We start from the raw sequence: 16,327 nt of genomic DNA, 5'->3' as shown, positions 1-16,327 counted from the left end.
GGCTCCTGGACTCTCCAGCACTACGGGGACAGGGATGCGAGGTGCTCAGAAAGCTGCTCGATGCTGGGGTACTCCCAGAAGATCAAGGGTTCCAACTGGACCCCGAGCCTCTTGCCCAGCTCTCCGGTCAGGCTCACTGCCAGCGTGGATTCGAGCCCGTAATGGGCCAGGGGCTCCTGGGTGTCGATCTGGGCCGCGGCGATGCGCAGGCGTGCGGCAACGCGCTCGACGAGCCAGGACTGGATCGACTCCGCGGTGTGAGCTGCCGGGGGAGGCGCTTCGGGTGACGCCTCGGGAGCAGGCCCTGTCAGTGGCACACTCCATTGGCCCACGGCATCGAGCGTGCCGGCCAGGAAATGGGCGCGGCACACGGAGCGCTGCACCTTGCCGCTCGACGTCTTGGGCAGGCTGCCTGGCTTGAGCAGCACCACGGCATGCACCAGGAGTTCGTGCTCCTCGGAGACGGCCTGTCGGATCTGCCCCGCGACCGCCGGCACGTCCAGGACGTTCAAGGCCTCACGCTCCACCTCGTGCACCACCACGAGCACCTCGCTTTCGGGCCCATCGATCGAAAAGGCCGCTCCTTGGCCCGGTCGCAGGACCTTGGAGCTCTGCCCGGCCGTCGCCTCGATGTCCTGGGGATAATGATTGCGGCCGTGGATGATAATGAGATCCTTCAAGCGGCCCGTGACGTAAAGCTGCGAGCCCTCGACGAATCCGAGGTCTCCCGTGCGAAGGAAGGGCTTGTCGCTGTCCGGGACGCGGGCTTGAAAGACTTCCCTCGTCAGCTCCGCGCGATTCCAGTACCCCAGAGCCACACTCGCGCCTGCCAACCAGATCTCTCCGACCTTGCCCGGCGGACAAGGGATGCAGGTGGCCGGATCGACGATCCGCACCTCCTGGCCCAGCCGCGTGTGCCCACAACTCACGATGCGGCGCGCGGGCTGGCCGGTGGCTGCGTCCGCGACCAGGCCTTTCTCGAGGGCCGCCCCGTCCACCGAGCGGATCGAGAGGTCGGTCAAGGCATCGCCGCCCGAGATGATGAGGGTGGACTCCGCCATGCCGTAGCAAGGGTACATCGCGGGGCGCCGGAAGCCGTATGGCGCAAAGCGCCTGGCGAACGCATCGATCACGTCGGCGCGTACTGGTTCGGCACCGTTGTAGGCCACATGCCACGTTCCGAGGTTGATTCCTTCGAGCTGATCGTCCGTGATCTTCCGAGCGCACAGATCGTAGGCGGAGCTCGGTGCGCCGCTCGTGGTGGCTCCGTACGTCGAGATGGCACGCAACCAACGCACCGGCTTTTGGATGAACGCGGCAGGGGGCATCGATATGCACCGGCCCCCCAAGTAGAGCGATTGCAGGACGTTGCCGATGAGTCCCATGTCGTGGAACAGCGGCAGCCACCCCACGTACACCGTCTTGTCCGAATGCTGGAACGCGTCCGCGATCTGGGCCGAGTTGTGCAGGAGGTTGCCATGGCTCACCATGACCCCCTTCGGCGTGCCCAGAGAGCCCGAGGTGTACTGAAGGAATGCGAGGGTCTCGCCTCGGAGATCGGGCATCTTCCACGCATCGGCGGCCCCCTCTCCGACCTCGCTCAGATCGATCCAGCGCGCCGAAGCGAGCACCGGGAGCTGGGTGATCTGTTCCTTGACGCGGCTCGTGATAGCGCGCGTAGCGAGCACCACCTTGGCCTGGGCATCAGCCACGAGCGCTTGCAGGCGCTGAAGGTGATGGGGATTGGAACGGGGGGGATAGGCGGGAACGGCTACCACTCGGGCATAGAGGCAACCGAGAAATGCGATGACGAAGTCGAGGTCGCTCTCGAAGAGCAAGAGGGCGCGCTCACCCTCGGTATTCATGTCCTGTAGCCGGGCCGCAACGGCTCGTATCCGACGATCGAGCTCGTGGAAGGTGAACTCCTGGCTGACGGACTCGCCGTCGGCCAAGAAGGTCATGGCGAGGGAATCCCGGCGGCGCTCGGCATGCTCGCGCAGGACGTGGACAAGGGTTTCGTGATGGGACGGGATGGCCGGTGTCATTCTGTTCATCTCGTTGAGCTCAACGGGCCCTGGGGAGGAATCGCGTCCTGAGCAGCGCGCATGGGCAGCAGTTACTGTTGTAATTGTACGGCAGCGCTGGCCAGGTCGCGTGAAAAATCTAACAGTTCTTGGGAGCCGGAGTCTGTCTTCATCTGGTGAGGCAGTTAGGGGTAAACCCCAGTCCTGCCCAGGTCTCACGAGTGCCATGAGGGGTAATCCCCCCCTGAGCGGTGACTGAAGCGGGATCGACAAGCCCACAGTTGCTGGCGCTGCTGTTGGAGCCAGGCCTCCGACAAGAGCTCTTCGAAGCGAGAGGCCGGAAAGCGGGTGTCGCCGAGCGTGGGCAACACGTCCTTGAGGTAGGCCCACGGAGGTGCACCAGGCGGTGCGGCCGCTGCTGGAGAGACTCAACGGACGGCCCATGCGCAAGCTGGGCAAGAGTCGCCGCGAGCTCTTCGAGGAGGTGGAGCGCGCGGCGCTCAAGCCCCTGCCGGCGCGGACCTACCAGCTGGCCTTCCGGAAGAAGGCGCGAGTGAACATCGACTACCACGTCGAGTTGGAAGGGCACTGGTACAGCGTGCCGTACACGCTGGTGGGCAAGCCGGTGGACATCCGCCACACGGAGGGCTGCGTCGAAGTCTTCCTCGCCGGCCGCCGCGTGGCCAGCCACGTACGCAGCGCGCAGAAGGGTCGCTTCACACGCAGGCCGAGCACATGCCCGCCTCCCACCGGCAGCACGCTGAGTGGACATCCTCGCGCCTCATCCGCTGGGCCGAAGGCGTGGGCCCCTCGTGCGCGAAGCTGGTGGAGGAGCTCATGACGAAGCAGCCCCACCCGCAGCAGGACTTCCGCTCGGCGCTGGGCGTGCTGCGCCTGGCCGACGAGAAGAAGTACTGCAAGGCCCGCGTGGAGAAGGCGTGTGCCCGAGCACTGCGCCACCGCGCCGTCAGCTACAAGTCCGTCGTCGTCATCCTCCAGCACCACTCGGCTGAAATCCTTCCGGCTGAAGGACGAGGAGAAGAAGGACCAGCGGCCAACGGACAATCTGGGCAACTCCACGGTCAACTTCCATCTGTTGTCGCGTTACCATGGGTGCCGACAAGGGCTACGACAGCAAGAGCTCTTCTCGAGAATTGCCGACAGCTCAACGTCACCCTAAAGCCTGCTCATGCTCAGATGTGCCAGCCCAAGAACAAGGGGCATACCCTAGCAACAGGGGGCGCAGGAGCTGCACAGTGAAGCAGTTCACCTCCGAGGAGTGATGCAATTCACAGTCACCCTCAGCTTGAATGGTAATCTGCCTCTACTCTTGAGTTCTCAGGAGCGGAAGTAGGGCGCGTAACCGTCGGCCTTCAACCTTCGCATACGCGATGAGGCTCATCCATGATCTTCTCCTTGAGAGCAGTACAAGCTCGCGAATGCTTGCCTGCCCATGGTGCCCGACTGACTTTGAGGGTGATGCTTGTATATCTATGGTTTAGCATAGCTGCGCCCACGGCCATAGCTGCGGAGGACTTCACCCTCACAGTGAAGCCAAGTGACACCTTGCGCGCGCTGGCAGAGGAGTACCTGGGGGATGCCAATCTCTGGTCAGAAATCGTCAAGGCCAATGGGCTCAGCTCTCCCTTGGACGTCAGGGAGGGAATGCGGCTGAAGATCCCGTCCACCCGCATCTCAAGGGCGCTGCGTCAACTCGAGAAAGCACGTGCGCAACTAGACGATGCCGCGCGCGCCGGCGAGCCGGTGCTGTCCGGGGAAGACTTGCGCCGCGCTCAGGAACTTCAGGAAAAGGCCCTAAGGTACCGCCAACAGATGCAATGGGAGGAGTGCTTTGACGCGGCCCTGCAGGCCGAACAACTCGCCCAAGACGCACTGAAGCGGATGAGCGCACAAAACGATCGTGCCTCTGAGGCTACTCTGGAGTTCGCCACCGGCAAGGTTCAGGCGAAGCGCGGCTCAGAGGCGACCTGGCGCGAGATCTCGCGGGGCGCGCGGCTGTTCGCAGGAGAGACCGTGCGCACCGGACCGGGCGCCTCGGCCGTGCTGCGCATGCGGAACGGTGCCACCACGCGTCTGGGCGAGAAAGACGGGATTGTTATCGAAACATCGCGGATGGACCCAGCGCAGCAGAACCTGCAGCCTCGCATCACTCTTCTGGAGGGTGACGTGCGAACGCAGCGCGGCCCAGGACGCGGGGGTATCCAGATCCGCATCGCAGGCTCGGACACGAGCGTACAAGGAAGCTCGCGCAACTTCTGGGTGGGGCGCGGGGCCGCGGAGCAAGTGCGAATGGTCAACTTCGACGAGGGGAAGATGCGGGTGGAGACGACCATGGGCGCCATTGACGTGGAGCACAACCAGGGGGCCCTCCTTGAGAAGGGCCGCAAGCCCACCGTGCGCAAGCAATTGCTAACAGAGCCCGAGCTGACCTCACCGGAGGCCAACGCGAAGCTTTACGTCCGCACCGTGCGACTGGAATGGCAGCGGGTATCCGGAGCGGTAAGCTATTGGCTCGAGGTGGCCAGAGATGATGGTTTCACTCAGATACATCTCTCCGTGAAGGATCTGTTGGAGCCTACCTACACCCTCGCCGTACCCGCGGGTGGGGCCTTCTACTGGTCGGTGTCGCCCTTCGACGGGGACGGCTTCCCCGGGCCGCGAAGCCGACCGCAGCGCTTCATCGTCCAGGACCCGGAGCCGCCGACCATTGAGATCCAGTCTCCGAAAGAAGGAGAGACGTTCCGAGATCCCTCCATCCTCGTCACCGGTGAACTCACCGGCGAGATGGAGCCAGGGCTCAGCCTCACCCTGAATGGGGAGGCCCTGAGGGTGGAGAAGGATGGGAAGTTCTCCAAGGTGCTGGCACTCATTCCAGGCGAGAGTCTCCTGGAGTTGGTGGCCAAAACTCGAGCGGGCCAAGAGCATCGCGTCAAGCGCACCGTGCGCTACCAACCGCCCGAGCCGATTTCCATGGCTTGGGCCCCAGAGTTGGTGCGCCAGGGAGATGGGCACTTCCTCGGCCGCAATGAGATCCTCGTCCTAAGGGGTATCACCAATCCAGACACAGCCCTCACCTTCACCCGCGAGGGCGGCGAGCTGGTGGCGCGCACGCACGCGGACGGGACAGGGGCATTCCTGGCGCACGTGCCTCTGCACCCAGGCGTGCAGCGCCTGCGCATGGTGCTTGAGCATGCGAAAGGGGGCACGCGCGAGGAGTCCTTCGAGATCGAGCGGGACGATGAGCCACCGGACCTGGTGCTGGAACCTGAGCCGCCGGCTGTCACAGGCTCCGCGTCCCTGGTGTTGTCCGGCGCTGCTCACGGGGCGACAGAACTCTGGCTGGACGGCGTGCGGTTGCCCTTGGCAGGGGAGCGCTTCTCCCACGCAGTGACCCTACGCCCAGGGCTCAACCTCCTGCGCCTGGAGGCCGCCGATGCCGTGGGCAACCGCACTGTCATGGAGCGCCACGTCCAGTTGGATCGTGATGCGCCGGAGTTGCTCGACTGCACCGCCTCCCCCGCCTCGGTGGCACCCGGAGACAGGGTTAGCGTGCGCGTGCGCGCACGCGACGCAAGCGGCCTGCGGAGCGCCGCCGACTACATCCTCCAGATCGGCCACGAGCGTCTACGGGGCCACCTGCGCCTCAACCGCGCCAGCGGCGAGTACCAGGCCGTGATGATTGTCCCCCCCTCTACCCAGGGCGCAGTGCGGCTGCGGCAACTCCGCCTCCAGGATACCAATCAAAACCAGCGAGATTATCCATGCCGATGACTCTTCCCTCCCCGACCTTTCCCATGGAGCCGTCTCGCGTGAGGCCGCATCCGCCAGGCCGCCTCGTCCTGGCCTTGCTGCTGGTGACACTGGGAGGGGTGGCGCGAGCCAATGAGAATGAGCCTGTGTACCTGGTGGCGTACGGCCCTATGGCCAGCCCCACCGAGGGGGCCCATACGCCCTACCAGGTGTTCTTGATCGAGCTGCCCGCGAGCACCGCTTCGCCCGTCTTCCTCCGCCTCTTCGACGCGGACTGTGGCGGCGGACACGACGCGCCGACCGGCCCTTTCGACACGCGAACGCGCTTCGCCCTTTACGGCGGTAGCGCGGCCACCTCGGCCCCCTCGCTGCGCACCCGACAGCCCTCCGTGGAGGATCTGGCCGCTGGCACCCTGCTGAAGGCCTGGGAGGTGGAGAACGATCCTGCCCACAACGATCGCTGGACGGTGTTCGCCTCCCTCCGGGTAGAGCAGGGCGAGCGCGAGGCTGACGTCGTGCGCTTCAAGCTGGTCGTCCAGGGTATGCAGGGTAACGACGGCAATGTCTTTCTGGCAGATCTCAGCGCCAGTGAGGACCGCTTCGAGCCCGTACCCGGTGCCCGGCTGCTGGCCTATGCCCCTACCCTCCATCTCCCCGAAACCCACATGTTGGCTGAACTGCGCGCCCAGTTGCCCGCCTCTTCCCAGGCGCTGACGCTCCACGCCTTCGATCTCGGCGGGGCCACTGCACGTGTAGAGGGCCCTTGGAAGACGGTGCTCACGGTATCCTCGGGAGAGCAAGGGCGGTGGAGCCAAGCGCAGGGGCGGATAGAGGCGGGAGAAGAGGCGCATGTGCTGTCACTGGTCATCGGCGGAGGGAACGAGTTCCCCAACGACGTCGCTGTCCATCTGGAAGCGGGCGAACAGCCTATGGCCCTTGAGTTGCCAGGGCGCATGATCAGTCCCAACCGCCGCCCTCAGCCGCAGATGGACACAACCCTCGTGTCGGACTGCCGCTCCGTCGCCTTTGACTCCTCTGCCTCCAAAGACCCGGACGGACACCTGCAGGACTTCCAGTGGGACTTCGGGGACGCGAGTATCGGCACTGGCCGACGCCTGACCCACGCATATGCCAAGCCCGGGCGCTACACGGTGGTGCTACGGGTGAAGGACAACTCCGGGCAGCTCTTTGGTGGTGCTCAGGAGCGCCGGGAGATCATGGTGCCCACGCCCCCAGAGCCTGATGCGGGAACGTACCGCACAGGAGCCCCGGGCGAAGAGTACACCTTTGACGGCTCCGCCTCGCGGATCATGGAAGGCCTGACGCCCAGCTTCCGTTGGGATTTCGGGGACGGGACGCGCGCTGAAGGCGTGCGGGTACACCGAGCCTATGCCAAGCCGGGACGCTACACCGTCACCCTGCGTGTGGACGACGGCTCAGGTGGGCCTTGCTCCACTGCTGAGAGCCGCGTCGAGGTGCGCGTCAATGCCCCGCCCACGCCGCGCGTAGCGCCCCTCCCATCTGCCGCCGTGAGCCAGACGCTCGTCTTCGACGCCAGCCTCAGCGGGGATTCAGATGGCTCACTGGTACGCTACACGTGGGACTTCGGGGATGGCGAGATTGGTGAGGGAGCCCGCGTCTCGCACGCCTATGAGAAACCTGGGCGCTACGGTGCCACCCTCACCGTCCAGGATGACTCCGGCGCCTCCAACGCTTCCTCCACCGAGCGCTTCACCATGATGATCAACCACCCTCCGCAGGCCCTGCCCCGGGTGGGAGAGGCGCGCGTGGCCGTAGGCCAGGTACTTCGCTTCGACGGCGGCCTCTCGCGCGATGAGGACGGCCGGCTCATCGATTGGCGGTGGGACTTTGGGAATGGGCAATCCGCCGAGGGACCCGTGGTGACGCATACGTACGCGCAGCCGGGCACCTATAAGGTGACGCTGGCGGTGGAGGATGACGTCGGCGCCCGCTCGGAGCAGAGCCTGACAGTCTTCGTCAACGCTCCACCCGTGGCCCGCGCCAGCGCCCCACCTGTCGTCACCTCCAGCGAGGTGCGATTCGACGCCTCAGGCTCAAGCGATCCAGACGGCTCCATCGTCGCCTGGGAGTGGGACTTCGGAGACGGAGGGCAAGGAACAGGTGTGTCCCCTCTTCACGTCTACGCCCGCTCTGGGCCCTGGCACGTGAGGCTGAAGGTGCGTGATGACTCGGACACCACCAGTGGCAAGGCCGAGACCGAGATCCTGGTCGTGGTGAATGATCGCCCTATCGCCGATGCTGGCCCGGATCACACGGTGGCACTTGGTGAGTCGCTGGAGTTCTCCGGGCGGGATTCGGTGGATCCGGATGGAGAGATCGTCGCATACCGCTGGGACTTCGGGGATGGCACCACAGCCGAAGGCCGCGCTGTCACCCATGCCTTCAAGACGCCAGGCGTGTACATGGTGCGGTTGACGGTCCAGGACAACTCGGGTCACGCGGAGGCCGTGGACATGGACGAGGCCCGCGTCACTGTCAACGCGCCACCGGTGGCCCGCGCTGGAACGGACGTGCGCACCGCGCCTGGGCTGAGCGTACGCCTAGATGGCTCCGGCTCGTACGATCCGGACGGCACCTCTCTCTCATACCAGTGGACCTTCAGTGACGGGGCCTCCGAGGTGGCGGGCCCCACGACCACGCGCACCTTCACTCGCCCGGGCATGTACGAAGCCACCCTCACCGTGCGCGACAGCAGCGGCGCGCGCAATGCGCTCTCCCAAGATAGGGTGCGCATTCATGTCAACGCTCCCCCGCGCGCGCGGCCGAGCAAGCCCTCTCCCACCTGCGAGCGCACGGTGACGCTGGATGGCTCCGCCTCGAGCGACCCTGACGGCCAGCCACTCACCTACACGTGGAACTTCGGGGATGGCAGCCCGAACGCCTCGGGTATACGCGTCATGCATACCTTCACGCAGGGAGGAAAATACCCCGTGAAGCTGACAGTGAATGACGGCACGGGACTGCCCAATGCCACTGACTCCGCTTCCTTCACGGTGACGCTGGGCCGGCGGCCCGTGGCCAAGGCGGGCGAAGATCGGAGGGTATGCACCAGCGATGTCGTCCTCTTCAACGCCGGCAAATCGAGGGATCCGGACGAGGGGCCGCTCAAATTCCTTTGGGACTTTGGGGACGGCACCACCAGGCGCGGCCAGAACGTCACCAATGTGTACCGCCAGGAAGGGCGCTACGAGGTCATGCTCGCCGTGGAGAAAGAGCATGAATCAGGGCTAGAGGCATGCAGCAGGGACGAGGATCGGCTGACGGTGCACGTCGCAAAGGCCCCGGTGGCCGAGGCGGGAAGCAACCAGGAGGTGTGCACTGGCCACGAGGTGCACTTCGACGGCTCCGCATCCAAGGACGCGGACGGGGTGGTGAACAGCTTCAGTTGGGACTTCGGCGACGGAAAGCGGAGCGGCGGGGCAACGCCGACGCACGTGTACTCCAAGCCCGGAAAGTACCGGGTAGAGCTCACCATCACCGGCGACCGGGTGGGACAGTGTGACGACACGGACACGGATGATCTCATCGTCAACGTGCAAGAGGCTCCCACTCCGCACCTGTCCGCGCCATCCATGGTGTCCGTGGGGCAAGAGGTGGCGCTAGACGCCTCGGGCTCCATCAGCTCTGGGGAGCCTATTACCTCCTGGCAGTGGGACTTCGGGGACGGCACCTCGGCCGAGGGCGAGCGCGTCACCCACCGCTATGACCACCCAGGCCGCTACACGTTGGCTCTGACCGCGCGCATGGACTCGAAGGCAGCCTGCAACGCGGCCACGACGCGAGCCGTCCTCACCGTCAACGCTCCGCCGATAGCAAACGCCGGCGACGACCTCATCGTGGCCGAGGGTGATGCGGTGGAGTTCAACGGAACGGAGTCGAAGGATCCAGACGGAGTCATCACCTCGTGGCAGTGGGACTTCGGAGATGGTGCCGCAGGCAGTGGAGCGCGCGCACAGCACACCTACACGAAGGCCGGGCGCTATAAGGCCACGCTGCGGGTGCGGGACGACTCGGGTGTAGGCAACGACACGGCTTCCGCCACGCACGAAGTCACCGTGAATGCGGCTCCGCAGCCAGTGCTGACCGCACCTCAGCAGACCTGCGCGCGGGCGCCCGTGGCCTTCAGCGCGGGCGGCTCAACGGATGCGGACGGTCCCATCACTACCTGGCGCTGGGACTTCGGGGACGGTACGGAAACGGAGGAGATGAATACCACCCATGCCTACGCCGCCCCCGGCACGTATCAGGTGACGCTGACCGCGGATGATGGCCGAGGGGTGGGAAACAGCCGCCGATCGGCTGTCCGCCAACTGGTGGTGAACCAGCCACCCCTGGCCATGGCCGGACCAGATCTGCGGGCATGCCCTGGCCAGGTGCTCACCTTGGATGGAAGGCGCTCGCTGGACGCTGAGGGCGCTGCTCTGCGGCTAAGCTGGTGGTTCGGCGACGGGGCGCAGGTAGAAGGGGCGCGGGTGACTCATGCGTGGGAGCGGCCTGGCACCTACACAGCGCGATTGGTGGCCGACGATGGCTCGGGCATCTCCTGCAGCGAGGGCGTTGACGAGGCCCAGGTGGTGGTGAACGCGCCCCCCGTGGCCATGGCGGGAGACGACCGCGAGGCGCTGGTGGGCGGGGTGCACGACGAGCTCACCTTCGATGCGGGCGGCTCAAGTGATCCGGACGGAGGACGTCTCACCTACGAGTGGGATTTCGGAGACGGCCACCGCGAACTCGGAGCGAAGGTACGGCATGCCTTCCGTGAGCCCGGCCGCTACGTGGTGCGTCTGCGGGTCAAAGACGACTCGAAGACAGAGTGCGCCGAGTCCATGGACGAGCTGATAGTCCACGCGCGGCACCGACCAGTTGAGGAAGGAGCAAGCCAGGTCAGTGCTCAGCCGTGAAGAACGGCAGACGCCCATAAGCGCGTTCACATGTTTCGTAGTTTTCCTGGGACTGAGCCTTATCTTCGTCCAGATAGGTCCGCCGCATTTCGGGAGGAAGGCAGTCTGTGTTGGCCTGCTGAAGCAGTTGCTGAAGGTCTGGAATGGCAATAGGCCATACCCGCACTGTCTTGTCCCAGGAGGCGGTGACAATGGTCCGCCCATCCGGGCTGAAGGCCGCAGTCATGACGAAGTCCTCATGCCCGCGCAGAACGAGGGGGGAGCCCCAATCCTCCACCCTCCAGACCCGCACTGTCTTGTCCTCCGAGGTGGTGACGATGCGCTGTCCGTCTTGACTGAAGACCGCGGCAGTAACGGAACCCTCGTGCCCGCGCAGGACGAGGGGGGAATCCGCGCCATTGGTCCTCCACACCCGCGCTGTCTTGTCCTCTGAAGCGGTGACGATGCGCTGCCCGTCCGGGCTGAAGACCGCGGCAGTAACGGAGTCCTCGTGCCCGCGCAGGATGAGGGGGGAGCCTGAGCCATCCACCTCCCATACCCGCGCTGTCTTGTCCCCTGAGGCGGTGACGACTCGCCGCCCGTCCGGGCTGAACGCCACGGCAGTAACGGAGTCCTCGTGCCCGCGCAGGATGAGGGGGGAGCCTGAGCCATCCGCCCCCCATACCCGCACTGTCTTGTCCCCCGAGGCAGTGACGATGCGCTGCCCGTCCGGGCTGAACGCCGCAGTAGTGACAGGCCCCTCATGCCCGCGCAAGACAAGGGGTGCACCCGAGCCATCCGCTCTCCATACCCGCGCTGTCTTGTCCCCCGAGGCAGTGACGATGCGTTGCCCGTCCAGGCTGAACGCCGCAGTGGTGACAGGCCCCTCGTGCCCATGGAGGACAAGGGGTACGCCTGAGCCATCCACCTCCCATACCCGCGCTGTCTTGTCCTCTGAGGCGGTGACGATGCGCTGTCCGTCCGGGCTGAACGCCGCAGTGGTGATTCTGGCTTCATGCCCGCGCAGCACCAGAGGGGGAGCGGAGCCATCTGCCTCCCATACCCGCGCCGTCTTGTCCCTTGAGGCGGTGACGATTCGCCGCCCGTCCAGGCTGAACGCCACGGCAGTAACGGAGTCCTCATGCCCGTGCAGGATTCGAGGAGAACCAAAGCCATCCGCCCTCCACACCCGCGCCGTGAACTCATCAGAGGTAACGATGCGCTGTCCGTCCGGGCTGAACGCCGCGGTGACGATGCTGGCTTCATGCCCGCGCAGCACAAGCGGGGAGGGCGCGCCATCCGCCCTCCACACCCGCGCTGTCTTGTCCTCTGAAGTGGTGACGATGCGCTGTCCGTCCGGGCTGAAGACCGCAGCAGTGATGGAGCCCTCATGACCGCGCAGAACGAGGGGTGGACCCGAGTCATCCAACCTCCATACCTGTGCCGTCTTGTCCCCTGAGGCGGTGACGATGCGCTGTCCGTCCGGGCTGAACGCCGCAGCCGTGACGCGGTCTCCATGCCCGTTCAGGATCAGGAATGAGCCTGAGCCATCCGCCTTCCATACCCGTGCTGTCTTGTCCTCAGAGGCAGTGACAATCTGCCGCCCGTCCGGGCTGAACGCCACGGCAGTGACGGAGTCCTCATGCCCGCGCAGGACGAAGAGGGTTCCCGCGCCTTCCAGTGTCCATACCCGCGCCGTGGCGTCCTCCGAGGCAGTAACGAGACGCTGTCCGTCTGGACTGAAGACTGCGGCAGTAACGGAACCCTCGTGCCCACGCAGGACGAGAGGGGAGCCCGTGCCATCCGCCCTCCACACCCGCGCTGTCTTGTCCTCTGAAGTGGTGACAATGCGCTGTCCGTCTGGGCTGAACGCCGCGGTGATGATCCTGCCCTCATGACCGCCCAGGACAAGGGGGGAGCCCGAGCCATCCGCCCTCCACACCCGCGCTATCTTGTCCTCCGAGGTGGTGACGATGCGCTGTCCGTCCGGGCTGAACGCCGCGGTGATGATCCTGCCCTCATTGCCGCTCAGGCCGACGCGTCGGCCTGTGCCATCGACCTTCCACGACTGCACAGTCCCGTCCGCGCACACGACGGCAACGTGCTCCCCATCCGGGCTGAAGGCAGCCGCTGTCACCTCCTCGCGGCAGTGCACGGTAGCGGAGAGAGATCCTGCCGACACGATATCGAGCGCGAGCTGATCCCACCCGCGCGCCTGCTCGGGATGATTGACCGAGAGGAGAAGCTTCGAGGCCACTGCGGGCCTTGAACTCCCAAGTAGCTCACGCGCGCTCGCCATCAATGCGTGCTCACGCGCTCGCGCCTGCTGCCGCTCAGCCTCCTCCTGCGCCTTGAGCGCCCAGAGAAGCAACAGGCCCATCATCACGGAGACCGCCAAAGCACCTCCCGCCAACCTCGCGAATCTCCGCCTCGCGGCCTGCTCCTCCGCGAGCCTACGAGCCGCTTCCTGCTCCTGCCGGACTCGCTCCTCTCGGAGTTTCCGCGTCTCTTCCTCCTGCCGGGCTCGCTCCTGCCGCAGCCGCTCAGCCTCCTGCTCCCGCCGGGACCGCTCCCGCCGCAGCTCGAACACCTTGCGCGCCAGCCAATCATGCCCCAGCTCGAAGTAGCGGCTACCCTGGTGCTCCTCCGCATGAAGGACGGCTGCCTCTTCCAGATGTCTGAGCACCCGGCCGGCCTCTTCATCAGAGAGCCCCGCCAGGACCTTGCGCGCCGCGTGCTCCATCAGCAGCATCCGGCTCCCATCGCTGTCGATCAGTTGCTCCTCCAGCAGCCGCTGGGCGTGCTCCTTCCATGAGCCAAGTTTCTCCAGTGTCGCCTCCAGATACTGGTGGAGCATGGGCTCGGCCTGCACCGGCCCGGTGCTCCCCCGGCTCGCACGCTCCTCCCAGAGCGTCCGGCAGACGATCTGCGCGAATGCCGCCTGCACCTCGGCATGCTCAGTGGATTCCTGCCCTGCCACCCGCACCTGGAGCAAGAGCTCGCCAAGCTCCCTCTCCTGCCAGTGCTGCTGCGGGTTCCCCACCTCGGCGAGCCGACACGCCACCTTCACCATCTCGCCCACCGTGAGCGGGCCCAGGCGGAAGCCCTGCTCCAGCAGTTCCCTCATGCTACGCGCCCGCTCCCGGAAGCGCCCCAGGTAGTCCTCTCGCAGCGACAGCACCAGTTGCAGACCGCGCACGGGCTTGAGTGACAGCACCTCCAGCCCCTGCAGCAACGCCTCTGTCTGCTCCGCGGCGCGCCCTGGCAAGAACAGTTGCTCGAGCTGATCCAGGTAGATGAGGATGGGCCGCTCAGACTGCTCCCGCGCCAGATCCACCGCCAGATCAATACTCTCGAAGGGCTCGAGTGCCTTCGGGAGTGCTCCCAGGCTGAGGTCCATGAATAGGGCCTGGACCAGACGCTCCACGGGGGCTTCGTCCGCGAGCCACCCATCGATACGAACCGAGCGAAAGCCGTGGGCCTCTTCCAGGTAGGGGATCACCCCTGCCTGCATCAACGAGGACTTGCCCGCGCCCGACTCTCCAAAGAGCGTGACGCACGGATGGGCCAGCACATGGTTGGCCAGCTTCCGGATGAGGTCCTCCCGGCCGAAGAAGCGGTGGCGGTCTGCCGCCCGGTAGGGCTGGGGCCCCAGAAAGGGATTGCCACTCACCGGGCACCTCCTGGCATCTGCGAATCGAGGTACTCAGCCAGCTCCGAGGAGGCCGCCTGGAGCAGCCGCGTTCCGCCGCCCTCGACGCCTCCGGGTAGGCCCTGGCCGCTTCGCCATGCCTCGCTCTCGATGTCTCCGGGCTCCCGCAGCACCGTGCTGCCTTCCGGCAACGGACGTCGGCCATAGAGGCTGTAGAGCAGGTGGCGGTGCTCCCAGGACAGCAGCGACAGCCCCAGCACCAACGCGGGCTGTCGGGCCAAGACGCTCTTGAGGGGAGTGGCAAGTTCGGGGGGCAGCGTCTCTTCCAGCTTGCGCACGTGCAGCAGGAAGTCGTCCTCTGTCAGCAGGGGAGCGCTGAACACCCGGTTGGGCAGGTGTCCTCGGTAGCACCGCAGCACCACGGCCTCCCGTTCGAGGTCGAGTGCTTCCGGTGGCTTCTTGAGCTTCACCCACCCCTGGCCCGGCACCTGCTGGAGGATGAGCACAGAGCGGCTGTCCGAGCGCGCGGGCTGAAGCACATAGAGCGGCAGCGAGGGATGGTGTCGGGCGAGCGCCTCCTCCAGCACGGGCGCTCGCAGGAGCGTGATGTGCACCCCGGGCCCTAGCCGCCGCGCCAGCACATCCACCAGAGGCATGGAGGACATGCCCTCCTGGAATACCGTCTGGAACTGTGTGTTCAGTGCCTCGTCCCCGAACTGCAGCGCGTAGCGCTGTGCCAGGGCGCTCAGTGGCAGTGTGCTGGAGGTCTCCCAGGGTGTGCCTTGGAGCTCGGCATGCAGCGCCTGGCGCAAGGCCTCCATGGAGTTCGGCCCATGGTCCCCCAACAGCAGTGAGCAGGGCTTTTGGAGCATCTCGAGCAGCGCGCGCGCGGCGGGCTCCACCGGGACACTCGAAGCTGCGGGCGCTGACGCGCTCGGGGCCTGCCGGAGCGTTCGCCCCCGGAAGTCGAACAGGATGGGCTCGTGGCCGCGCAGGTACAACACCGGGGAGAACGCCTCGGCGCTCTCCCGGAAGTCGGCCAGCAAGGTGCGCCGCGCGTCGTGAAGGCTGCGCGCCACGTCTCCCCGGTGCGCGGCCGTCCCCGCAAGAGAACGGTAGAAGACCGCCGAGCACCTACGCGCCACGTCCGCTCGCACCGGCCACAAGTGAGCTACCACCGCGCCGACTCCAGCCTGGGCCAGGAGCGCCGCCGCGCTGGCCAGCGCCCCGGGGCGAGCCCCTTCACAGGCCTCGAGGACGACCAAGCGCAGCGTATCCCGGGTGAGGCTTTCCAGTTCCTGGGCCAGCAGTTCCACCTTGAGCCAGGACTCCTGCCCCTCTTTGTCAGCCAGCCGCAAGGTGGGATGGCCCGCCTCGTCAAGGCCCCCATGGCAGATGAAGTGGAGGATGTGCGGGACAGGCGGGTAACGCAACCGGTTGAGGAGAAAGCTCACGCTGGCCTGAGAACCCGTGAGCGGCTTGAGCCACTCCAACTCACCCGTCTCGAGGCTCGGGTGGAGCACCGCTTTGAGCCGCTCGGGCGCTCCCTCGTCCGAGGGAGAGATGACGCGCAGCCGGACCGCGTCCTTCACCTGGCACGGCTCCCAAGGCTTCAGCGAGCTGGCTCCCCGCGCGACGCTCACTTGCTGGGAGGTTCCAAGGAAGCCCACCGTTGTCTCCGGCCGGCAGAGCGCCTCCCAAGGGATGCCGTGCAGGTCCAGGTCTACGGGGTTGAGCCGCAGCAGGATCGGCTCGCCGTGTGCCGAACCCTGGAGCTGATGCAAGGTTTGCTGCAAGCCCTTCTGGAAGAGCGCCTGGTAGAGCTCCTGGGCCAACGTGAGCGGCGTGAGCGACACGCCTTTCAGGGCCGCCTCCTTCACCCACTCGCCAAACTGGCGGACGGCCTCAGGGGAGTGTTGCGGCCCTAGCGTGTGCGCAGGGGGTTCCTCTCCCCGAGA

At 66.0% G+C, this 16,327-nt stretch carries 7 protein-coding genes; 4 read left to right on the top strand and 3 right to left on the bottom strand.

Annotation, left to right across the window (positions count from 1 at the left end; translation table 11 throughout):
- Nucleotides 1–20: 20 nt before the first annotated feature.
- Nucleotides 21–2,045, bottom strand: a complete 2,025-nt coding sequence (locus KY501_RS00950) for an AMP-binding protein (RefSeq protein WP_224360427.1) — start codon at nucleotides 2,043–2,045, stop codon at nucleotides 21–23.
- 373 nt (nucleotides 2,046–2,418) lie between these two features.
- Here KY501_RS00950 and KY501_RS00945 point away from each other — a divergent pair, with 373 nt between their 5' ends.
- From KY501_RS00945 to KY501_RS00925, 4 genes are all read left to right on the top strand, one after another.
- A complete protein-coding gene (locus KY501_RS00945; protein ID WP_224360426.1) occupies nucleotides 2,419–2,865 on the top strand; it encodes a Mu transposase domain-containing protein in 447 nt (148 codons plus the stop codon).
- Nucleotides 2,862–3,284, top strand: a complete 423-nt coding sequence (locus KY501_RS00940) for a hypothetical protein (RefSeq protein WP_224360425.1) — start codon at nucleotides 2,862–2,864, stop codon at nucleotides 3,282–3,284. Before KY501_RS00945 ends, KY501_RS00940 begins: the two co-directional genes overlap by 4 nt.
- Before the next feature lie 642 nt (nucleotides 3,285–3,926).
- A complete protein-coding gene (locus KY501_RS00930; protein ID WP_224361054.1) occupies nucleotides 3,927–5,816 on the top strand; it encodes a hypothetical protein in 1,890 nt (629 codons plus the stop codon).
- Between the two features lie 38 nt (nucleotides 5,817–5,854).
- Nucleotides 5,855–10,738: a PKD domain-containing protein gene (locus KY501_RS00925; protein WP_224360424.1), complete on the top strand. Its 4,884-nt coding sequence runs from the start codon at nucleotides 5,855–5,857 to the stop codon at nucleotides 10,736–10,738.
- On the opposite strand, the gene KY501_RS53840 is transcribed toward KY501_RS00925, so the two are convergent.
- Nucleotides 10,722–14,390: an nSTAND1 domain-containing NTPase gene (locus tag KY501_RS53840; RefSeq protein WP_224360423.1), complete on the bottom strand. Its 3,669-nt coding sequence runs from the start codon at nucleotides 14,388–14,390 to the stop codon at nucleotides 10,722–10,724. The genes KY501_RS00925 and KY501_RS53840 overlap by 17 nt on opposite strands.
- Nucleotides 14,387–16,249 (bottom strand): CHAT domain-containing protein, encoded by a 1,863-nt coding sequence (locus tag KY501_RS00915; protein ID WP_224360422.1) that lies wholly within the window; start codon nucleotides 16,247–16,249, stop codon nucleotides 14,387–14,389. Before KY501_RS00915 ends, KY501_RS53840 begins: the two co-directional genes overlap by 4 nt.
- Between the last annotated feature and the right edge of the window lie 78 nt (nucleotides 16,250–16,327).

This window comes from Hyalangium versicolor (assembly GCF_020103695.1).
GTDB classification, from domain to species: Bacteria; Myxococcota; Myxococcia; order Myxococcales; family Myxococcaceae; genus Hyalangium; species Hyalangium versicolor.
Note: the sequence above shows the minus strand (reverse complement) of the source record. Positions and strands in the feature narration are given on the sequence as shown.

Excerpts from the sequence above, each read along its gene's own strand:
- KY501_RS00950 (WP_224360427.1), bottom strand. The coding sequence starts at position 2,045 with ATGACACCGGCCATCCCGTCCCATCACGAAACCCTTGTCCACGTCCTG.
- KY501_RS00940 (WP_224360425.1), top strand. The coding sequence starts at position 2,862 with ATGACGAAGCAGCCCCACCCGCAGCAGGACTTCCGCTCGGCGCTGGGC.
- KY501_RS00930 (WP_224361054.1), top strand. The coding sequence starts at position 3,927 with ATGAGCGCACAAAACGATCGTGCCTCTGAGGCTACTCTGGAGTTCGCC.